Consider the following 19,353-nt stretch of genomic DNA (forward strand, 5'->3'; position numbering starts at 1 on the left):
TCGCCACCGGGCGCACGGCCCGCCCGCTCAGATGGTGGCCCATGACGGGGAGATCCGAGAGGGGGCGGGCCCTCGCCGGGTCAGCCGGAGCCGCCGACGGTGAAGCCGATCGCCGTCCCGCCGCCCTCCCGGTGGAACGCGAACGGCGCCCCGCCGTGCGCCAGCGCCACCTCCCGCACGATGGACAGACCCAGCCCGGACCCGGGCAGGGAGCGGGCGTCGGCGGCGCGGTAGAAGCGGTCGAAGACCCGGATCAGGTCGTCCTCGGCGATGCCGGGTCCCCGGTCCAGGACCTCGACGCGCACGGTTCCCGGGCGGGCGGGTCCGGCGACGCCGATCTCGATGGGCGCGGTGCCGTCGCGGTCGAACTTCGCCGCGTTCTCCACGAGGTTGGTCACCGCCCGCTGGAGCATCGCGGGCCGGCCCTCCGTGGTCGTCTCGCCGCTCGTCCGCACCAGGATCCGCCGTCCGGTGCGCCGCCGGGCGAGCACCGCGACGTCCTCGGCGATGTCGGCGAGGTCCACCCGCTGGGCCGGCTCGGTGTCGGACTGCCCGGCCGCCAGATCGACCAGCTCGTTGACCAGGTCGGTCAGTTCGCGTGCCTCCTGGCCCAGGTCCGCCACCAGCTCGTCGCGGGTGTCGGGCGGCAGCTCGTCGATGCGGCGCAGCAGGGAGATGTTGGTCCGCAGGGAGGTGAGCGGGGTGCGCAGCTCGTGGCCCGCGTCCTGCACCAGCCGCCGCTGGTCCTCCTCGGACTGGGCCAGCCGCCCCAGCATGCGGTCGAAGGCCCGGCCGAGGCGGCCGACCTCGTCGTAGCCGGTGACGGGCACCTGGATGCCCAGCTGCCGGGTGCGCGCGACGTCCTCGGCCGCGTCGGTGAGGACGACGAGGCGGCGGGTGATGCGCCGGGCCAGCCACCAGCCGAAGAGTCCCGCGAGGACCACCACGGCCGCCATCAGCAGCAGCGTCCGCTGCTGGAGCGCCCGCAGCAGGTCCTCGGTGTCGCTGAACTCCTGGGCGATCTGCACCGCGCCCCGGCCGCCGCCGAGCGCGACGGTCGCCACGCGGTAGACGTCGCTGCCGACGTCTACGTCCTTGTGCTGGACCATCCGCCCGGCCGTCCCGTCGGCCGCGATCCGCCGGTCGGACGCCGTCACCGGCAGCCCCGGCCGGCCCGGGTCGACGACGGCGCCGTCCGGGCCCAGCACCTGCACATCGGTACGGGCGGGCCGTACGAGATCGTGGCCGGGCGCGGAGGAGGAGAAGTCGTCCGGCAGCATCGGCCGCTGCCGCACCTCGCCGCGCAGGTCCTGCACGACCTCGTCGAACACGGACTCCTGGTCCACCCGCACCAGCCGGGCGGCGGCGGTGTACGACAGCAGGCCGACCAGGACGGTGACGACGGCGGTGACGGCCGCGAAGGACACGGCGAAGGTGGAGCGCAGCGAGACGAGCCCGGTCCGCCGGCGTCCGGTCAGCAGCCGTGCGGCGAGGCTCCTGGCGAGCCGTCGGCGGGCGGGGCCGCCCACTCAGTCCTCCCGCAGCACGTAACCCACCCCGCGGACCGTTTGGATCAGCTGCGGGGCGCCCGGCTCGTCGAGCTTGCGGCGCAGGTAGCCGACGTAGACGGCGAGGTTCTTGGAGCCGGGGCCGAAGTCGTAGCCCCAGATGCGGTCGTAGATGGTGGCGTGGTCGAGGACGATGCCGGCGTTGCGCACGAGCAGCTCCAGCAGCTCGAACTCGGTCCGCGTCAGCTCCAGCTCCCGCTCGCCCCGCCAGGCCCGGCGCGCCTGCGGGTCCATCCGCAGCCCGGCGGCCTCGATCAGCCGGCCTATGGGTCCGGGGGGCTGCCGGGGTACGTCGACGGGGGCGGGGGTGCCGTTGTTCTCGCTGGTGCGGCGCAGCAGGGCGCGCAGGCGGGCGAAGACCTCCTCCACGTCGAAGGGCTTCACCACGTAGTCGTCGGCGCCCGCGTCCAGGCCCGCGATGCGGTCCTGGGTCTCCACGAGCGCCGTCAGCATCAGGATCGGGGTGCGGTCGCCCTCGGCGCGCAGCACCCGGCAGACCTGGAGCCCGTCTATGCCGGGCATCATCACGTCCAGCACGAGCACGTCCGGCGGGGTGCGGTGGGCCTGCGCCAGCGCCTCGACGCCGTCGGCGACCGCGGTGACCTGATAGCCCTCCAGGGTCAGCGCGCGCTCCAGGGCGTGGCGGATGGCGCGGTCGTCTTCGGCGAGGAGAACAGTCTGGGACACCCGTTCAGTCTGCCAAGGCCTCCGGCGGTTCGGCTGTTTCGGGTGCGCCGCAGTTGCCCTTCTTACTGGGATCTCACCGTCACACGGCCGTCTCCGGGGGCTCCGCCCCCGGACCCCCGTTTCGGCCTGGACGGCCTCGTCCTCAAACGCCGGACGGGCTGGTACATGTCTCCCCGCCTCAGCCGCCGGCCGGGCTCGACAGTGCCGCCAGCTGTTCGGCGAACGGCACCACCGCGAGGTCGTCCCCGGCGGGCCGCCTCGCCCCCGACAGGCCCTGCATCAGCGCAGCCAGTTCCCCGGCCGCCCGGTCGATGCGACCGTTCAGGCCCTCCGCGCCCCAGTCCTCCGAGGCGGCGTACACGCCGGTCGGGACGACCACGGCGCGCAGATGGGCGAAGAGCGGGCGCAGCGCGTGCTCCAGGACCAGGGAGTGCCGTGCCGTGCCGCCGGTCGCGGCGATCAGCACCGGCAGCCCCGCCAGCGCGTCCTTCTCGATCACGTCGAAGAACGACTTGAACAGTCCGCTGTACGACGCCGAGAACACCGGCGTGACGACGATCAGTCCGTCGGCCGAGGTCACCGCGTCGATCGCGGCGGCCAGCTGCCGGCCGGGGAAGCCGTTGGTGAAGTTGTGCGCGATCTCCACGGCGAGGTCGCGCAGCTCGACGACCTCGACCTCCACGGGCTCGGCGACGGTCCGTACGGCCGCCGCCGCCAGCCGGTCGCCCAGCAGCCGGGTGGAGGACGGGACGCTCAGCCCCGCGGACACGACCACGAGCTTCATGCGACGGTCACCTCCTGCGACTCCTTCTTCACCAGCAGGGAAGCGTGGGTCGGCGCGTCCGGCACGTCGGCCGGGCGCCCGGCGGCGAACTCCTTGCGCAGCACCGGCACGACCTCCTCGCCGAGCAGGTCGAGCTGCTCCAGGACGGTCTTGAGCGGCAGCCCGGCGTGGTCCATCAGGAACAGCTGGCGCTGGTAGTCACCGGCGTACTCGCGGAAGGCGAGCGTCTTCTCGATCACCTGCTGGGGGGAGCCGACCGTCAGCGGGGTCTGGTCCATGAAGTCCTCCAGCGACGGGCCGTGCCCGTAGACCGGGGCGACGTCGAAGTAGGGACGGAACTCGCGGATCGCGTCCTGGGAGTTCTTCCGCATGAACACCTGGCCGCCGAGGCCGACGATCGCCTGCTCGGGCGTGCCGTGGCCGTAGTGGGCGTACCGGGACCGGTACAGCTCGACCATCCGCTTGGTGTGGTCGGCCGGCCAGAAGATGTTGTTGTGGAAGAAGCCGTCGCCGTAGTACGCGGCCTGCTCGGCGATCTCCGGGGAGCGGATGGAGCCGTGCCAGACGAACGGCGCGACGCCGTCCAGCGGGCGGGGCGTGGACGTGAAGCCCTGGAGAGGCGTACGGAACTTGCCCTCCCAGTTCACGACGTCCTCGCGCCACAGCCGGTGCAGCAGGGCGTAGTTCTCGATGGCGAGGTTGATGCCCTCGCGGATGTCCTGCCCGAACCAGGGGTAGACCGGGCCGGTGTTGCCGCGGCCCATCATCAGGTCCATCCGGCCGTCGGCCAGGTGCTGGAGCATCGCGAAGTCCTCGGCGATCTTCACCGGGTCGTTCGTGGTGATGAGCGTGGTGGAGGTGGACAGCACCAGCCGCTCCGTCCGCGCCGCGATGTAGCCGAGCATCGTCGTCGGCGACGACGGAACGAACGGCGGGTTGTGGTGCTCACCGGTCGCGAAGACGTCGAGTCCGACCTCCTCGGCCTTCAGCGCGATGGCGACCATGGCCTTGATGCGGTCGCGCTCGGTCGGCGTACGGCCCGTGGTGGGGTCCGGCGTGACATCGCCGACGCTGAAGATCCCGAACTGCATGGTCGCTCACCCTCCAGGTTGTTGACGCTTCAACTATACCCGGAGAACGGAGACCTGCGGCGGACTATTCCCGGCCCGTCGCGCTCACCCCCAGTGCGGGTCCCGGCCGGTCCGGGCGAGCAGGCGCTCGAAGGGGGACGCGCCCGCCGGCTCCGGGACGGGCTCTCCGAAGACCCCCATCTTCCGGGCCGTCGGCGCCAGCGTGTCCACGGCGCCGGTGAGCTCCGCCACGACCGGCTCGTCGGCGCCGGCGTAGTCCTGCCCGGTCGCCCGCGCCAGGTCCCACACGTGCACCGTCAGATCGAGCAGCGCCATCGAGCCGACGAGCCGCGCGGGCATGTCCATCCCGCCGGTCCGCCCCTCCTCCGCGCCGGGCGCGGACCAGGCAGCCACCAGCAGGTCCGCCTCCCGCACGAGCCCCTCGCGCCACTCGGCGTCCTCGGCGACCCGGTCCGGGATGCTGTCGCCGAAGTCCGACGCCTCCTTCGCGGCCAGCCGCTGGAACTGCACGATCACCTGGTAGAGGTGATTGACCAGCGCCTTCACGTCGTACTCCGCGCAGGGCGTGGGCGCGGTGAGCGCCTCGTCGGGGATGCCCCGCACCACCACGCCCGCCCGCTCGCGTGCCATCGCCAGCAGCTCGCCGATGCCGTACGTCTTCACACCGTTCGTGTCCATGCCTCGACGGTAGGGACCGCGGCGGCTGCCCTTCTTGAAGAAACGCGACGTACGATCCGGCCATGGAGGCACCCCGCCACGACACCCGCGGGATCGTCGACCCGTCCGGGTTGCTGCGGCGCGTGCGGTTCCGCCGCCACGAGCCCGCCGAGCCGCTGCGCCGGTACGTCGAGTGGTACTGGCTCATCGACTGGGACCTGCCCGAGCCCTACGCCTCCCACGTCGTCCCGCACCCGGCGGTCAACCTGACCTTCCAGTGGGACGAGGACGAGGGACCGCCGTACGCGGAGGTCACCGGCGTCGCGCTCGGCATGTACACCCGGAAGCTGACCGGGCGGGGCCGGGTCTGCGGGGTGAAATTCCGGCCCGGCGGATTCCGTCCGTACGCCCCCGACGCCCCCGTCTCCCACTGGACGGGCCGCGCGCTGCCTGCAGGCGAGGTGTTCCAGGGGGCCACCGCCGACACCGCCCGCACGATCGTCACCGGGGCCGACGACCCCGCCCGGGTGGCCGCCCTGGACGCCTTCCTCCTCGCGCTCCCCCGCACCCCCGACCCCCAGGCCGACCTCGCGATCGGCCTCGTCCGCCGCATCCGTGCCGACCGCACGGTCCTGCGCGTCGGCGACTTCGCGCAGGCGCAGGGCCTGTCGGTCCGGGCGCTGCAACGGCTCTTCTCCACCCACGTCGGCGTCAGCCCCAAGTGGTGCATCCTGCGCTACCGCATCCACGAGGCCCTGGAGCTCGCCGGCACCCGCACGGACGTCGACTGGGCCGCCCTCGCAGCCGACCTCGGCTACGCCGACCAGGCCCACCTGATCCGGGACTTCACCGCAACGGTGGGAGTACCACCGACGGCGTACACACAGGGCACAGAGCCCCGATAGCCCCCGAATCCCCTGGACCTGTGCCGACGACGCCGCCAACCACCAACGCCCCAAAGGGGCGCGGGGAACTGCGCGACCAACCACGACGCCGCCGCACCCGAACGACCACCCATCGCGCCACCCCCAAGGGGCGCGGGGAACTGCGCAACCACCCACGACGCCGCCGCACCCGAACGACCACCCATCGCGCCACCCCCCAAGGGGCGCGGGGAACTGCGCAACCACCCACGACGCCGCCGCACCCGAACGACACACCCCGGCACCCCGGTCACGGCACAAGCACCAGCCTCCCCCGCACCCCACCCTCCCCCAGCCGCGCATGCGCCTTCGCCGCGTCGTCCAGGGCGTACGTCTCCGCCACCCGCAGGACCAGCGCCCCCTCGTCCACCAGCCGCACCAGTTCGGCGAGCTGCGCACCGTCCGCGCTCACCTCGACCGCACCCGTCCGCACCCCGCGCACCGGCCCCGGCTCGGCGTGCGGGATGACGCCGATGTAGGCGCCCCCGTCCCGCACCCACTCCAGCGCGGGCTCGCCCAGGACCGCCGCGTCCAGCACCGCGTCGAAGCTCCCCGCCCCGGCACCGCCCGCCGTGAAACCGGCGGCACCGAGCGACCGTACGAACTCCTCGTCGGCCTCCCGCGCCAGCGCGGTGACCGTGATCCCGCGCCGCGCGGCGAGCTGCACGGCGTAGGCGCCGACCGCGCCCGCCGCACCCGTGACCAGCAACGACCGCCCGGACGTCAGCTCGAGGCGGTCCAGGGCCTGGAGGGCGGTCAGCGCGTTCAGCGGCAGCGAAGCCGCGTGCACCGCGTCCGCGGTCGCCGGCGCCGGGGCCACGGCGTCCGAGTCCACCACGACGTACTCGGCGTGCGTGCCGAGCGGCTTGACCATGCCGTAGTGCAGGGCCACCACCGCGTCGCCCACGCTCCACGGTCCGGCACCGCCGACCGCGTCCACCGTCCCGGCGACGTCCCAGCCGAGGCCGGTCCGCCCCTGAAGAGCTCCGAAGACCCCGGCCCGCACACCCGCGTCCACGGGGTTCAGCGCGGCCGCCGCGACCTTGATCCGTATCTGCCGCTCGCCGGGCTCCGGTACGCCGGTCTCCACGACCTCCACGACCTCGGGCCCACCGACCGAATCCACCACTACAGCACGCACAGCGACTCTCCTCGGTTCGTCAGCGTGTGGACGGGACGCTCTCCCGACCACCTGCGAGCAACCCTAGGAAGAGTTACTATCTCTGGGTAAGTAGTTACCTGAGAGTGCGTACCTACCCCAGAGGTGAGCCATGGCGACCACGACGGCGGCCCAGCGGCGCGAACAGGCCCGGATCGAGTACGACGCGTTCCTCAAGAGCTGCCCGACCAACCAGCTCCTGGACCGCATCAGCGACAAGTGGGTCAGCCTCGTCGTCTCCGCCCTCGCCCCCGGCCCCCTGCGCTACAGCGACCTCGGCCGCAAGATCGCCGGCGTCAGCCCCAAGATGCTGACCCAGACCCTGCGCACCCTCGAACGCGACGGCCTGCTCACCCGCACCGTCACCCCGTCCGTCCCGGTCCGCGTCGACTACGAACTCACCGCGCTCGGCCAGAACCTCGCCCTGCTGCTGACCGCCGTGAAGACCTGGGCGGAGACCCACTTCGACGAGGTGCACCGGTCCCGCGAGCGCTACGACGCCGAGACCCCGGCGGGCTGAGGTTCAGAAGTAGTACGTGTCGCCCGTGTCCAGCACGAGCACGCGCTGCCGCTCCGCCGCCGCCCGGCTCTCGTCGACCGTCCCGTCGCTGCCCACCGGATCGAACTCCAGCAGCACCTCCGTCGGCGCCTCGCGCAGCCGTACCCGCAGGCCGATGCGCTCACCCGTGTCGTGCGCGCCCAGCCGCCCGACCCGGCACCGCACCGCCCGGTCCCCCTCCGGCGCACACCGCGCGGGCAGCGTCTGCCCCTCCTCCAGCGGCTGTGACCAGCGAATCCGCACCACGGAGTCCGGCACGGCAGCCGCCCCGTGATTGTGCGGCGTGAACCGTACGTCGACCCGCTCCCCGACGATGCCGGCGGAGCCGTGATAGGCGAGCCCGACCTCGGCCCCGCGCACCGCCTCGGCCCCGCGCACCGCCCCCGGGGTCCCGGCGGCCGGAGCCACCCCGCCGACCGCCGTCACCACGACCGCGCCGCACACCGCAGCAACCCGCATCCGCCGCATACCGCCACTCCTCACTCCACGTGGTCGTAGCGATGTATCCCCCGCCCGGCGCCCGGCAGGCGCCGTCCAACAGGTGACACGCGGCGAAAAGCCCCCCGCGACGGCATGCGAAGCTCGTCGCCATGCTGATCCTCCGCTCCGTCGCCCTGTTCGTCGTCGCCGCGCTGTTCGAGATCGGCGGCGCGTGGCTGGTCTGGCAGGGCGTGCGCGAACACCGCGGCTGGCTGTGGATCGGCGCCGGCGTGATGGCCCTCGGCGCGTACGGCTTCATCGCCACGCTCCAGCCCGACGCGAACTTCGGCCGGATCCTCGCCGCGTACGGAGGTGTCTTCGTCGCCGGTTCGCTGGCCTGGGGGATGGTCGCCGACGGCTACCGCCCGGACCGCTGGGACGTCACGGGCGCGCTGATCTGCCTCGCGGGCATGGCCGTGATCATGTACGCCCCGCGAGGGAACTGACCGGCGTCTCCCGCCGGGCCCGGCTCAGGACGCCTCGTCGGGCAGCAGCCCCAACTGCCCCAGGAACTCCATCTCGTCGAAGTAGAGCCGGTAGTCGACGATCCGCCCGGCGTCGTCGACCGTGGCGAAGTCCACCCCGCGGATCCTGATCTCCTTCTGCGTCGGCGGCAGCGTCTCCCCCGTCGGCAACTGGATCGGCCCGGTGTTCCTGCCGGTGAAGACGCCCTCGTCGATCGCCGTGTTGCCGACCTCGTAGGCGTGCACCGACTGGTACGAGCCGTCCGGCACCGCCTCGGTCATCTGTCGCCAGTACGCCGCGATGTCGTCGCGCCCGTGCAGCTCCCCGCCGTCCGGGGTGACCGCGACCGCGTCCTGCGCGTAGAGACCGGCGATGGCGTCGGAGTTGCCGGCGGTGATCGCCGTGGTGAGCCGGTCCATGACCTCACGTGCCTGTCCCATGATCCACCTCCTGCCCGAGGGATCACCCGTCTCATTGTCCCACCGCACCGCGCGCCTATCCTGGCCGGACAGGCTCTCGGCCCAGGCCCCAGCCGCATCGACCCGCACGAGGAGCAGCCATGCCCACCGCCGCACCGTCCGCCGCCTCCCGCATCGCCGTCGTCACCGGTGCGAGCAGCGGAATCGGAGCCGCCACGGCACGGCAGCTCGCCGCGGCCGGCTACCGCGTGGTCCTCACCGCCCGCCGCAAGGACCGCATCGAGGCGCTGGCCGAGGAGATCAACGCGGCCGGGCACGCCGCGACCGCGTACCAGCTCGACGTGACCGACCGCGCGGCCGTGGACGAGTTCGCGACGGCCTTCAAGAGCATCGGCGTCCTCGTCAACAACGCCGGCGGCGCGCTCGGCGCCGACCCGGTCGCGACCGGCGACCCGGCCGACTGGCGCACGATGTACGAGACGAACGTCATCGGCACCCTGAACCTCACCCAGGCCCTGCTGCCCAAGCTGGAGGCGAGCGGCGACGGCACGGTGGTCGTCCTGTCCTCCACGGCCGGCCACGGCACCTACGAGGGCGGCGGTGGCTACGTCGCCGCCAAGCACGGCGCCCACGTCCTCGCCGAGACGCTCCGCCTGGAGATCGTCGGCCGCCCGGTCCGCGTCATCGAGGTCGCGCCCGGCATGGTCAGGACCGACGAGTTCGCCCTGACCCGCTTCGGCGGCGACGAGACCAGGGCGGCGAAGGTCTACGAGGGCGTGGCCGAGCCCCTCACCGCCGACGACGTCGCCGACACCATCACCTGGGCGGTCACCCGCCCCAGCCACGTGAACATCGACCTCCTCGTCGTCCGCCCCCGCGCCCAGGCATCCAACACGAAGGTGCACAGGGACCTGTAGTGGCACAGGACGACCGCAAGGACCCCCACGACGAACGCCAGATGTGGTGGTGGCTCGGCTACTTCCTCTTCGGCATCCACATCGTGGCCTTCGTAATGATCTACGCGGTGACCCACGCCCCGAAGTAACCCACAGGGGTGAACCCCATCGATCACCCGACGGGAGTCCGAACAGTCGACCTAGGCTCGCGCCACAACATCAAAACGACGGCCCCCGGCCGGGCGGCATCCCGACCGAGGACCTGACCAGCAAGGAAGTGGAGCTTCCCTGTGGCCAACTGCGAGCCTAGCGTCCACCGGTTCATGGACCTGAGGGTCCCCGAGTACGCGTACATGTTCGGCTTCTTACAGGCGGACGGGCATCTCTCCCAACAGTCCCGGCAGCGGGGGCGGTTGACGGTCGAGATCAGCGCGCGAGACATCGATCTCCTGCGTACGTTCCAGAAGCTGACGCCGTACAACAGCAGCATCACCGAGCGCACTCGATCCACGAACTTCGCCGAGACTGCCCACTCAGCGATCTGGAGCCTCTGCTCCCTCGAAGCCAGGACCAAGCTCAACGAACTCGGCCTGCCGTACGGCCACAAGTCGAAGACAATCACTCCGCCAGGTATCGAGTTCTCACACCGCGACTACCTACGAGGGGTCGTCGACGCCGACGGTTCGGTGGGCTACACCAGCCAGGGGTTCCCCTTCTTGTCCCTGGCAACGAAGAGCACTGCCATCGCGGTCTTCGCGTGCTCCTACGCAAGGGAGATCACAGGAGCCGAACGCACTCTCAAACGCAACGCGCGGGACGGCATTTACAACGTCATGTACACGAAGGAAAACGCCCAGCAGTTGACTGCCCACGTCTACTACCCGGGTTGCCTGTCACTGGAGCGGAAGCAGATCGCTGCTGACTCACTCGCCCATGGGTCCGTCCCGCAGGGATGGGGCGCAGGCCACCGCGCATCCAATGGACCGCCGAAATGGACCGAGTCCTCCTTGCTGCACCAACCATCGCCCACGCGGCAGCGGAGCTCGGCTACTCCACCAGCCCGTGTCAAAACCGTCGGTGGAAGCTGTTGCACGGAGTAGTGCCGCTGCCGGACTGAACAGTGGGTGACGGGCGCGGCCCACCAGCACCCCGCCCGTCACTCTCTACCCCTTCACGCAGATGACCTGCTTCAGCTTGGCCACGACCTGGACAAGGTCCCTCTGCTGATCGATGACCTGCTCGATCGGCTTGTATGCAGCCGGAATCTCGTCCACGACGCCGGAGTCCTTCCGACACTCCACGCCCCTGGTCTGCTCCTCCAGGTCCTTCGTCGTGAAGCGACGCTTCGCTGCGTTACGGCTCATGCGCCGACCCGCGCCGTGGGACGCCGAGTTGAAGGCCTTCTCGTTGCCGAGACCCTTCACGATGTACGAGCCCGTCCCCATCGAACCCGGAATGATCCCGTATTCACCGGAGCCGGCCCGGATCGCGCCTTTACGAGTCACGAGCAGATCCATGCCTTCGTACCGTTCCTCGGCCACATAATTGTGGTGACACGAAATCTCCGGCTCGAAGGTCGGCTTCGCCTTCTTGAACTCCTTGCGGATGACGTCCTTGAGGAGAGCCATCATGATCGTGCGGTTGTACTTGGCGTACTCCTGCGCCCAGAACAAGTCGTTTCGGTACGCCGCCATCTGCGGAGTGTCCGCCACGAAGACGGCGAGATCGCGATCCACCAGACCCTGGTTGTGCGGGAGCTTCTGGGCCACGCCGATGTGGTGCTCGGCCAGTTCCTTGCCGATGTTGCGCGAACCGGAGTGCAGCATCAGCCACACCTGCCCAGAATCGCAAACGGTTACTTCCGCAAAGTGATTCCCGGCTCCGAGCGTTCCCATCTGCTTGGTCGCCCGCTCCTGACGGAACTTCACCGCCTCGGCGACCCCCTCGAACCGCCCCCAGAAGCCGTCCCACCCCGACGTGCCGAAGCCGTGCAGCCGGCCGGGGTCGACAGGGCTGTCATGCATGCCCCGCCCCACCGGAATCGCCTGCTCGATCTTCGACCGCAGCCGGGACAGGTCCCCCGGCAGGTCGTTCGCCGTCAGGGACGTCCGCACCGCCGACATACCGCAGCCGATGTCCACGCCGACCGCCGCGGGGCACACGGCCCCGTGCATCGCGATGACGGACCCGACCGTCGCGCCCTTTCCGTAATGCACGTCCGGCATCACGGCGAGGCCCTTGATCCACGGCAGGGTCGCGACGTTCTGGAGCTGCTGGAGTGCGGAGCCCTCGATCGTCGCCGGGTCGGCCCACATACGGATGGGAACCTTCGCGCCCGGCATCTCCACGTACGACATATCGTCCTCAATCCCCCGGAAACAAAACACAAGTCTGAAAACGCAAAACCGGCGCCAGGGTCGATGAAAAGGGACAACGGACCGGCGTCCACGGTGGTGCGTGCGATACACATTGTCTCCAGTGGGCGCCCCCGCGCGGCAAGCGAATAACCAGCGGGGACACTGAGAGACCGGCAGCGGACCGACCACACAGCCACCGTCGAGAGGAGCCTGACCGTGCAGCGGAAGGCCTATGTATCCGGCGTCGCCGCACTCCTCGCGGCGCTGCTGGCAGGCTGCACCGGCAGCTCCGACAGCGGCGGCGCGACCGACGACTCCAACCCGGGCGACACCGGCACGGCGACCGCGACGGCCGAACCCGGCCGTTACCGCACGCTCCCCGAACCCTGCGGCGTGGTCGGCGAGGACACCCTCGACTCGCTCCTACCCGGCATCCAGGAACTCACGGACGCCGACCAGCAGGAGAAGGCGTACGAGGGCACTCCGACGCTCACCTACGACACCGACCGCAAGATCGGCTGCCGTTGGAAGGTGGACTCCGCCGAAGCCACCGACCACCTCTTCGTCGGCTTCGAGCGTGTCGTGTCGTACGACACCTCGGTCAGCGACGACAGCGAGGCCGAGCAGCTCTTCGCGACCGAGCAGGAGGCGGCGGACCTGCCCGAGCCCGTGAGTTCGGACAGTGACACCGCGGGCGGCGAGGGCACCGCGAGCACCGACCCGAGCGGCAGCCCGAGCGGCTCGCCCTCCGCCCCGGCCGCCAACTCCGCGTCCCCGTCCGTTTCGTCCTCCACGTCCCCCTCCGCGTCCGCGTCGACCGACGCCGCCGGCGCCGCCGAACTCCAGCCCCGGGTACTGGAGGACCTCGGCGACGAGGCGTTCCTCGACGACCGGCTCGCCGGCTCCGGTTCAACGGCTCAGCAGCGCACCGTGACTGTGGCGTTCCGCACGTCCAACGTGATCGTGACCATCGAGTACGAGGAGCAGCCGGCGACCGTCGGCGTCGTCCCGGACAGCGAGGAAATGCAGGACAGGGCGCAGAAACTGGCGGCACAGCTGGCGGACGCGCTGTCGGAATAGCGCCCGTTCTTCACACCTCCACCCCCCTGTGCGACGTAACCGAAACGAGACCGCACAGCTTCTTCACCGCGTACCGTGGCCCCTCGGACCCGATCCGACCGCAGGAACCACAGTGGCAGTCATGAGTGAAGGAACCATGCAGCGAGCAGTGAAGCGAGACGAGCATGACCAGCGCGAGCAGCGGGCGAGGGGCCTGCGCCGAGCCGTCGTCTGCGCGGCCGCAGTCCCCGTGATGCTGATCGCCGCGGGCTGCTCCTCGGACTCCGGTTCGGGCGACAAGGCCGCCGACGACAGCAGCACGAAGTCCTCGGCGTCGTCGTCCGCGAGCCCGTCGCCGACGGTGCAGGCGGCCGCGTACAAGTCGATCCCGGACGCGTGCAAGGTGCTGGGCAAGAAGACGCTCGAGGACCTGGCTCCCAAGGCCAAGTCGGGCAAGAAGGGCTCTTCGGACGACGCGTCGACGCGCGGCTCCTGCTCCTGGAGCAGCCTGGACAACAACGGCGTGAAGGGCTCGCAGTTCCGCTGGCTCAACGTCTCCCTGCTGCGCTTCGAGTCCGATGTGACGCGCGGCTCGGGCGAGGAGCTGGCCCAGGCGTACTACGAGACGCAGGTGCAGGACGCCAAGTCGGTGTCCGGTGCGAAGAGCCTGAAGTCGGAGCCGGTCGCCGGGGTCGGCGACCAGGCGACGGCGGTGCGCTACGACCTGAAGAAGAAGGAGGGTTCCTTCAAGCAGGAGACGGTCGTGGCCCGGGTCGAGAACGTCGTCGTGACGCTCGACTACAACGGTGCCGGTCTCGCCGGTGAGAAGACCCCGAGCGCGGACACCCTGAACAAGCTCGCCCAGAAGGCCGTCAAGGAGGTCGTGGCCGCGGTGGCCGAGGCCAACGACGGCGGCTCTGCGGGCACGCCGAGCAGCGCCCCCTCGAAGTCGGCTTCGAAGTCTCCGTCCGGCAGCGCGTCGAAGGCGGCGTCCAGCTCCCCTTCCAAGTCAGCGGCGAAGAAGAGCTGACCGTCACACCCGGCACTGCGCTGCGTCACAACGCGCAGCTCAGCCAAGCCCTTTGCCCGAGCCCGGCCCGATAACGGTCCGGGCTCGGGCCCGTACCGGGAGAACGTAGGCCGTACGGATGTGCCACTCTGTTGCGCGCAACAACACGCAATGGGAGGGGAGTACGAGTGGCCGGGCCACCCCAGCTGACTCGGATGCACCGCGTTCTCATCGGCGTGGTCGTGTTCGGCGCCGTGATCATCGCCGGCATCGGCTTCGCCGGTTCGTACGCGGCCGTCCGTGAGCTGGCCATCCAGAAGGGCTTCGGGAACTTCAGCTATGTGTTCCCGATCGGCATCGACGCGGGTATCTGCGTCCTGCTCGCCCTCGACCTCCTGCTGACCTGGATCCGAATACCGTTCCCGCTGCTGCGGCAGACCGCCTGGCTGCTGACGGCCGCGACGATCGCGTTCAACGGCGCGGCGGCGTGGCCGGACCCGCTGGGCGTCGGCATGCACGCGGTCATCCCGATCCTGTTCGTGGTGGCCGTCGAGGCCGCCCGGCACGCGATCGGCCGCATAGCGGACATCACCGCCGACAAGCACATGGAGGGCGTCCGCCTCACGCGCTGGCTGCTCTCCCCGTTGCCCACGTTCCTGCTGTGGCGCCGTATGAAGCTGTGGGAGCTGCGCTCCTACGAGCAGGTCATCAAGCTGGAGCAGGAGCGCCTGGTGTACCAGGCCCGGCTGCGCTCCCGCTTCGGCCGCGCGTGGCGCCGCAAGGCGCCGGTGGAGTCGCTGATGCCGCTGCGTCTGGCGCGCTACGGCGTTCCGCTCGCGGACACGGCCCCGGCCGGGCTGGCCGCGGCGGGCATCGAGCCGGCGGTGCTGCCGCCGACCCGGCAGCCGGCCCTGGATGCGGTGCCCGTGGCCGAGGTGGCCGCGCCGGCGCCGGCCGCCACCGCTGCGGTGCCGCTTCCGCAGCAGCGGACGGCGCCTCCCGGCGAGCAGCGCCCGGAGCCGGCGAGCCCGCTCGGACCGGGGCAACAGGACTATGTGCAGGACTGGTTCAACACGCCCCGCCAGGTCGACTATCAGGGCGGTTACAACGCCTCGTACGACCCGCAGGGGCACTACGAGGAGTGGTACCAGGAGCAGGTCCAGGCGGAGCAGTACCAGGACCAGTACGTGGAGGAGCCTCCGACCCAGGAGCCCTCTCCGGAGGACACCGGTACTTTTCCGATCCCGGTGACGCCCAATCGCACCCGCCAGCTGGGCGAGGGCGGCGGCACCCCGGCGCCGGCACCGGGCGAGGAGGACTACTACCTGGTCTTCCGTGAGTCGATCAAGGGCGGGAACGGCGCGCCGACCCCGCGTGGCTTCATCGCCGACGTCGAGGCCACGTACGGCGTCACGCTGGAGGAGGCCGAGTCCAAGCGGATGGTGAACCGCTTCTCCAACCGCCTCAACGCGGAACTGACGGACGAGCACATCGCCTGACGCGGACGGCGTCCGCAGCTCACGAGAAGGGGCCCCCGACAGGTCGGGGGCCCCTTCTTCGTCTCGCGGGCTACTCGCCGAGCAGGCGCCGCACCCGCTCCTGCCCGACCGCGAGCAGCAGCGTGGGCAGTCGCGGTCCGGTGTCCCGGCTCACCAGCAGGTGGTAGAGCAGGGCGAAGAACGTCCGCTGGGCGGTCTTGATCTCGGCCGGCAGTTCCTTGGGCGTGGCGTCGGCGGCGAACCCGGCCTGCACCTTGGGCACGCCGTAGACGAGGTGGGTGAGCCCGTCGAGCGACCAGTGCTCGGCGAGGCCGTCGAGCAGCAGCCGCAGCGACTGCTGGGACGCCTCGTCGAGGGACTTCAGCAGCTCGCCGTCGGCCTCCTCGCGCACGATGGTCCGCTGGTCGGCGGGCACCTGCGTGTTGATCCACGCCTCGGCCTTGTCGTACCGGGGGCGGGCCTCGTCCAGGGTGGCCAGCGGGTTCTCCGGGTCGAGCTCGGAGAGGATCCGCAGCGCCTGGTCCTGGTGTCCGGCGGTGATGTCGGCGACGGAGGCGAGCGTCCGGTACGGCATCGGGCGTGCCGTGCGCGGCAGCTCACCCGCGGCGGTGCGCACGGCACGGGAGTGCGCGGCGATGTCGGCGGGCAGCGCGGAGCCGTCCTCGACCTTCGCGTCCAGCTTGTCCCACTCGTCGTAGAGCCGCTGGATCTCCTGGTCGAAGGCGATCTTGAAGGACTGGTTGGGCCGGCGGCGGGCGTACAGCCAGCGCAGGATCTGCGGCTCCATGATCTTCAGCGCGTCGGCGGGGGTGGGCACCCCGCCGCGCGAGGAGGACATCTTCGCCATGCCGCTGATGCCGACGAAGGCGTACATCGGCCCGATGGGCTGCTTGCCGCCGAAGATCCCGACGATCTGCCCGCCGACCTGGAAGCTGGAGCCCGGCGACGAGTGGTCGACACCGCTGGGCTCGAAGACGACGCCCTCGTAGGCCCAGCGCATGGGCCAGTCGACCTTCCAGACCAGCTTGCCGCGGTTGAACTCGTTGAGCCGGACGGTCTCGGAGAAGCCGCACTCGTCGCAGGTGTACGACAGCTCGGTGCTGTCGTCGATGTACGAGGTGACGGTGGTGAGGTCCTTCTCGCAGTTGCCGCAGTAGGGCTTGTACGGGAAGTACCCGGCGGAGCCGTGGCTGCCGTCGTCCTCGCCGGCCGCGCCTGAGCCCTCGGCGGCCTCCAGCTCGGCCTCGTCGACCGGCTTCTGCGACTTCTTGGCGCCGCCCTTGGGCTTGGTGCGGTACTGGGCGAGCACGGCGTCGATGTCGCCGCGGTGCTTCATGGCGTGCAGGATCTGCTCCCGGTACACGCCCGAGGTGTACTGCGCGGTCTGGCTGATCCCGTCGAAGTCCACGCCGAGCTCGGCGAGCGACTCGACCATCGCGGCCTTGAAGTGCTCGGCCCAGTTCGGGAACGCCGAGCCCTGCGGCGCCGGTACGGAGGTCAGCGGCTTGCCGATGTGCTGGGCCCACGACTCGTCCACCCCGGCGATGCCGGCCGGCACCTTGCGGTAGCGGTCGTAGTCGTCCCAGGAGATCAGGTGCCGGACCTCGCGGCCGCGCCGCCGGATCTCGTCGGCGACCAGGTGCGGGGTCATGACCTCGCGCAGGTTGCCCAGATGGATGGGGCCCGAGGGGGAGAGTCCGGACGCGACGACGACCGGTTTGCCCGGGGCCCGACGCTCCGACTCCTCGATGACCTCATCCGCGAAACGGGAGACCCAGTCGGTGGTCTCGGTGCTCTGAGCCACGATCGGCACGTCCTTCTTTCTCCAGGGCAGCCGTACGGTCAACGGCCGGCACTGCATTCTCCCAGAAGGCATCCCGGTCGAGAAAACGGCTTTACCACCCATGGGATACTGACTGCGTCCATCCGACCCACGAGGAGAACGGCTCCCAATCCCATGGCCTCGGTCACGCCCCTCAGCGCCTCCGTCGAACAGCAGCTCACGTCCGCCCTCTCGGCCACCCTGCCGGAGGCGACCGACGTCGACCCGCTGCTGCGACGTAGCGACCGGGCGGACTACCAGGCGAACGGCATCCTCGCCCTCGCCAAGAAGGCCAAGTCGAACCCCCGGGAGCTGGCCGCCCAGGTCGTCGCCGGCATCACCACCGGTGACGTGATCAAGGACGTCGAGGTCTCCGGCCCCGGCTTCCTCAACATCACCCTCACGGACCGGGCGATCACCGAGAACCTGGCCGCGCGGTACGCCGACGGCGACCGGCTCGGCGTGGCGCCCAAGGCCGAGCCCGGCATCACGGTCGTCGACTACGCCCAGCCGAACGTGGCCAAGGAGATGCACGTCGGCCACCTGCGCTCCGCCGTGATCGGCGACGCCCTGCGCGGCATGCTCGACTTCACCGGCGAGAAGACGATCGGCCGGCACCACATCGGCGACTGGGGCACCCAGTTCGGCATGCTCATCCAGCACCTGTTCGAGAACCCCGGCGAGCTGGCCCCCGCGGCCGAGGTCGACGGCGAGCAGGCGATGAGCAACCTGAACCGGGTGTACAAGGCGTCGCGCGCGGTCTTCGACTCGGACGAGGAGTTCAAGGAGCGGGCCCGCAAGCGGGTCGTCGCCCTCCAGTCCGGCGACAAGGAGACGCTGGAGCTCTGGCAGCAGTTCGTCGACGAGTCGAAGGTCTACTTCTACTCCGTCTTCGAGAAGCTCGACATGGAGATCCGCGACGACGAGATCGTCGGCGAGTCCGCGTACAACGACGGCATGCCCGAGACGGCCCGCCTCCTGGAGGAGATGGGTGTCGCGGAGCGTTCCGAGGGCGCGCTCGTCGTCTTCTTCGACGACATCCGCGGCAAGGACGACAAGCCGGTCCCGCTGATCGTGCAGAAGGCCGACGGCGGCTTCGGCTACGCGGCCTCCGACCTGACGGCGATCCGCAACCGGGTCACGGACCTGCACGCCACGTCCCTGATCTATGTCGTGGACGTGCGGCAGTCGCTGCACTTCAAGATGGTCTTCGAGGCGGCGCGGCGCGCGGGCTGGCTGACCGACGGGGTCACCGCGCACAACATGGGCTACGGCACGGTGCTGGGCGCGGACGGCAAGCCGTTCAAGACGCGTGAGGGCGAGACCGTACGGCTGGAGGACCTCCTCGACGAGGCGGTGCAGCGGGCCGCCGAGGTGGTCCGGGAGAAGGCGCAGGACCTCACCGAGGACGAGATCCAGGAGCGGGCGCAGCAGGTCGGCATCGGCGCCGTGAAGTACGCCGACCTGTCGACGTCGCCGAACCGGGACTACAAGTTCGACCTGGACCAGATGGTCTCGCTGAACGGCGACACGTCCGTCTATCTCCAGTACGCGTACGCCCGTATCCAGTCGATCCTGCGCAAGGCGGGCGAGACGAAGCCGGCCGCCCACCCGGAGCTTGAACTGCACGCGGCGGAGCGGGCGCTCGGCCTGCACCTGGACGCCTTCGGGGACACGGTCTTCGAGGCGGCGGCGGAGTACGCCCCGCACAAGCTGGCCGCGTACCTGTACCAACTGGCGTCGCTGTTCACGTCGTTCTACGACAAGTGCCCGGTGATCAAGCCGGCACCGCCGAAGGAGATCGCGGAAAACCGGCTGCTGCTGTGCGACATGACGGCCCGCACGCTCCACCAGGGCATGGCCCTGCTGGGCATCCGGACGCCCGAGCGCCTCTGAGCCCGTGACGTGACGCCGCGGCC

At 70.6% G+C, this 19,353-nt stretch carries 20 protein-coding genes; 10 read left to right on the forward strand and 10 right to left on the reverse strand.

Going from position 1 to position 19,353, the window contains the following annotated elements; all coding sequences use genetic code 11:
- Positions 1–80: 80 nt before the first annotated feature.
- From CP983_RS18455 to CP983_RS18475, 5 genes are all read right to left on the reverse strand, one after another.
- A complete protein-coding gene (locus tag CP983_RS18455; protein WP_373309866.1) occupies positions 81–1,529 on the reverse strand; it encodes a sensor histidine kinase in 1,449 nt (482 codons plus the stop codon).
- The gene (locus CP983_RS18460; protein WP_107904384.1) at positions 1,530–2,255 is read right to left on the reverse strand and encodes a response regulator transcription factor; all 726 of its coding nucleotides are present in this window, start codon (positions 2,253–2,255) and stop codon (positions 1,530–1,532) included.
- Positions 2,256–2,433: 178 nt separating this feature from the next.
- A complete protein-coding gene (locus CP983_RS18465; protein ID WP_150500555.1) occupies positions 2,434–3,039 on the reverse strand; it encodes an FMN reductase in 606 nt (201 codons plus the stop codon).
- Positions 3,036–4,130, reverse strand: coding sequence for an LLM class flavin-dependent oxidoreductase (locus tag CP983_RS18470; RefSeq protein WP_150500557.1), 1,095 nt, complete (start codon positions 4,128–4,130; stop codon positions 3,036–3,038). The genes CP983_RS18465 and CP983_RS18470 overlap by 4 nt, the downstream gene beginning before the upstream one ends.
- Positions 4,131–4,214: 84 nt before the next feature.
- A complete protein-coding gene (locus CP983_RS18475; protein ID WP_150500559.1) occupies positions 4,215–4,808 on the reverse strand; it encodes a TIGR03086 family metal-binding protein in 594 nt (197 codons plus the stop codon).
- A 62-nt stretch (positions 4,809–4,870) separates the two neighbouring features.
- Here CP983_RS18475 and CP983_RS18480 point away from each other — a divergent pair, with 62 nt between their 5' ends.
- The gene (locus tag CP983_RS18480) at positions 4,871–5,692 is read left to right on the forward strand and encodes a helix-turn-helix domain-containing protein (RefSeq protein ID WP_150500561.1); all 822 of its coding nucleotides are present in this window, start codon (positions 4,871–4,873) and stop codon (positions 5,690–5,692) included.
- A gap of 268 nt (positions 5,693–5,960) precedes the next feature.
- Here CP983_RS18480 and CP983_RS18485 read toward each other — a convergent pair whose 3' ends face one another.
- Positions 5,961–6,851, reverse strand: coding sequence for an NADP-dependent oxidoreductase (locus CP983_RS18485; RefSeq protein WP_107904394.1), 891 nt, complete (start codon positions 6,849–6,851; stop codon positions 5,961–5,963).
- A gap of 130 nt (positions 6,852–6,981) precedes the next feature.
- Here CP983_RS18485 and CP983_RS18490 point away from each other — a divergent pair, with 130 nt between their 5' ends.
- Entirely contained in the window at positions 6,982–7,389 is a 408-nt protein-coding gene (locus tag CP983_RS18490; protein WP_107904396.1) for a winged helix-turn-helix transcriptional regulator, read from the forward strand.
- A 3-nt stretch (positions 7,390–7,392) separates the two neighbouring features.
- Here CP983_RS18490 and CP983_RS18495 read toward each other — a convergent pair whose 3' ends face one another.
- Complete coding sequence (locus tag CP983_RS18495) at positions 7,393–7,896, reverse strand: hypothetical protein (RefSeq protein WP_167537727.1); 504 nt, start codon at positions 7,894–7,896, stop codon at positions 7,393–7,395.
- 122 nt (positions 7,897–8,018) lie between these two features.
- On the opposite strand from CP983_RS18495, the gene CP983_RS18500 reads away from it, so the two are divergent.
- Complete coding sequence (locus CP983_RS18500; protein WP_093746886.1) at positions 8,019–8,354, forward strand: YnfA family protein; 336 nt, start codon at positions 8,019–8,021, stop codon at positions 8,352–8,354.
- Positions 8,355–8,378: 24 nt separating this feature from the next.
- On the opposite strand, the gene CP983_RS18505 is transcribed toward CP983_RS18500, so the two are convergent.
- A complete protein-coding gene (locus tag CP983_RS18505) occupies positions 8,379–8,813 on the reverse strand; it encodes an ester cyclase (protein WP_150500563.1) in 435 nt (144 codons plus the stop codon).
- Between the two features lie 119 nt (positions 8,814–8,932).
- Between CP983_RS18505 and CP983_RS18510 the strand changes: the two genes are divergently transcribed.
- The 3 genes from CP983_RS18510 to CP983_RS18515 all read left to right on the forward strand — a co-directional run bounded on the left by CP983_RS18510 (position 8,933) and on the right by CP983_RS18515 (position 10,788).
- Positions 8,933–9,709 (forward strand): SDR family NAD(P)-dependent oxidoreductase, encoded by a 777-nt coding sequence (locus tag CP983_RS18510; RefSeq protein ID WP_107904404.1) that lies wholly within the window; start codon positions 8,933–8,935, stop codon positions 9,707–9,709.
- Positions 9,709–9,837 (forward strand): hypothetical protein, encoded by a 129-nt coding sequence (locus CP983_RS44960; protein ID WP_255345735.1) that lies wholly within the window; start codon positions 9,709–9,711, stop codon positions 9,835–9,837. The genes CP983_RS18510 and CP983_RS44960 overlap by 1 nt, the downstream gene beginning before the upstream one ends.
- 141 nt (positions 9,838–9,978) lie before the next feature.
- A complete protein-coding gene (locus CP983_RS18515) occupies positions 9,979–10,788 on the forward strand; it encodes a hypothetical protein (RefSeq protein ID WP_308436551.1) in 810 nt (269 codons plus the stop codon).
- 63 nt (positions 10,789–10,851) lie between these two features.
- On the opposite strand, the gene CP983_RS18520 is transcribed toward CP983_RS18515, so the two are convergent.
- On the reverse strand, positions 10,852–12,045 hold the full coding sequence (locus CP983_RS18520; RefSeq protein ID WP_150506688.1) for an RtcB family protein: 1,194 nt from the start codon (positions 12,043–12,045) through the stop codon (positions 10,852–10,854).
- Positions 12,046–12,261: 216 nt separating this feature from the next.
- Here CP983_RS18520 and CP983_RS18525 point away from each other — a divergent pair, with 216 nt between their 5' ends.
- The 3 genes from CP983_RS18525 to CP983_RS18535 all read left to right on the forward strand — a co-directional run bounded on the left by CP983_RS18525 (position 12,262) and on the right by CP983_RS18535 (position 15,612).
- The gene (locus CP983_RS18525) at positions 12,262–13,125 is read left to right on the forward strand and encodes a DUF3558 domain-containing protein (protein WP_150500565.1); all 864 of its coding nucleotides are present in this window, start codon (positions 12,262–12,264) and stop codon (positions 13,123–13,125) included.
- A gap of 136 nt (positions 13,126–13,261) precedes the next feature.
- On the forward strand, positions 13,262–14,134 hold the full coding sequence (locus tag CP983_RS18530; protein WP_244364955.1) for a DUF3558 family protein: 873 nt from the start codon (positions 13,262–13,264) through the stop codon (positions 14,132–14,134).
- A 167-nt stretch (positions 14,135–14,301) separates the two neighbouring features.
- Positions 14,302–15,612 (forward strand): DUF2637 domain-containing protein, encoded by a 1,311-nt coding sequence (locus tag CP983_RS18535; protein ID WP_150500569.1) that lies wholly within the window; start codon positions 14,302–14,304, stop codon positions 15,610–15,612.
- 70 nt (positions 15,613–15,682) lie between these two features.
- On the opposite strand, the gene lysS is transcribed toward CP983_RS18535, so the two are convergent.
- Positions 15,683–17,425: a lysine--tRNA ligase gene (gene lysS / locus CP983_RS18540; RefSeq protein ID WP_150500571.1), complete on the reverse strand. Its 1,743-nt coding sequence runs from the start codon at positions 17,423–17,425 to the stop codon at positions 15,683–15,685.
- Positions 17,426–17,569: 144 nt separating this feature from the next.
- Here lysS and argS point away from each other — a divergent pair, with 144 nt between their 5' ends.
- Positions 17,570–19,330 (forward strand): arginine--tRNA ligase, encoded by a 1,761-nt coding sequence (gene argS / locus CP983_RS18545; protein WP_150500573.1) that lies wholly within the window; start codon positions 17,570–17,572, stop codon positions 19,328–19,330.
- Positions 19,331–19,353 lie beyond the last annotated feature (23 nt).

The sequence above is a fragment of the Streptomyces chartreusis genome (assembly GCF_008704715.1).
Lineage (GTDB): Bacteria > Actinomycetota > Actinomycetes > Streptomycetales > Streptomycetaceae > Streptomyces > Streptomyces chartreusis.

Bases quoted from the DNA above. Each gene is read 5' to 3' on its own strand.
- CP983_RS18495 (WP_167537727.1), bottom strand. From the start codon at position 7,896: ATGCGGCGGATGCGGGTTGCTGCGGTGTGCGGCGCGGTCGTGGTGACG.
- CP983_RS18480 (WP_150500561.1), top strand. From the start codon at position 4,871: ATGGAGGCACCCCGCCACGACACCCGCGGGATCGTCGACCCGTCCGGG.
- CP983_RS18475 (WP_150500559.1), bottom strand. From the start codon at position 4,808: ATGGACACGAACGGTGTGAAGACGTACGGCATCGGCGAGCTGCTGGCG.
- CP983_RS18520 (WP_150506688.1), bottom strand. From the start codon at position 12,045: ATGTCGTACGTGGAGATGCCGGGCGCGAAGGTTCCCATCCGTATGTGG.
- CP983_RS18490 (WP_107904396.1), top strand. From the start codon at position 6,982: ATGGCGACCACGACGGCGGCCCAGCGGCGCGAACAGGCCCGGATCGAG.
- argS (WP_150500573.1), top strand. From the start codon at position 17,570: ATGGCCTCGGTCACGCCCCTCAGCGCCTCCGTCGAACAGCAGCTCACG.
- CP983_RS18530 (WP_244364955.1), top strand. From the start codon at position 13,262: ATGCAGCGAGCAGTGAAGCGAGACGAGCATGACCAGCGCGAGCAGCGG.
- CP983_RS18500 (WP_093746886.1), top strand. From the start codon at position 8,019: ATGCTGATCCTCCGCTCCGTCGCCCTGTTCGTCGTCGCCGCGCTGTTC.
- CP983_RS18510 (WP_107904404.1), top strand. From the start codon at position 8,933: ATGCCCACCGCCGCACCGTCCGCCGCCTCCCGCATCGCCGTCGTCACC.
- CP983_RS18505 (WP_150500563.1), bottom strand. From the start codon at position 8,813: ATGGGACAGGCACGTGAGGTCATGGACCGGCTCACCACGGCGATCACC.
- CP983_RS18465 (WP_150500555.1), bottom strand. From the start codon at position 3,039: ATGAAGCTCGTGGTCGTGTCCGCGGGGCTGAGCGTCCCGTCCTCCACC.
- CP983_RS18470 (WP_150500557.1), bottom strand. From the start codon at position 4,130: ATGCAGTTCGGGATCTTCAGCGTCGGCGATGTCACGCCGGACCCCACC.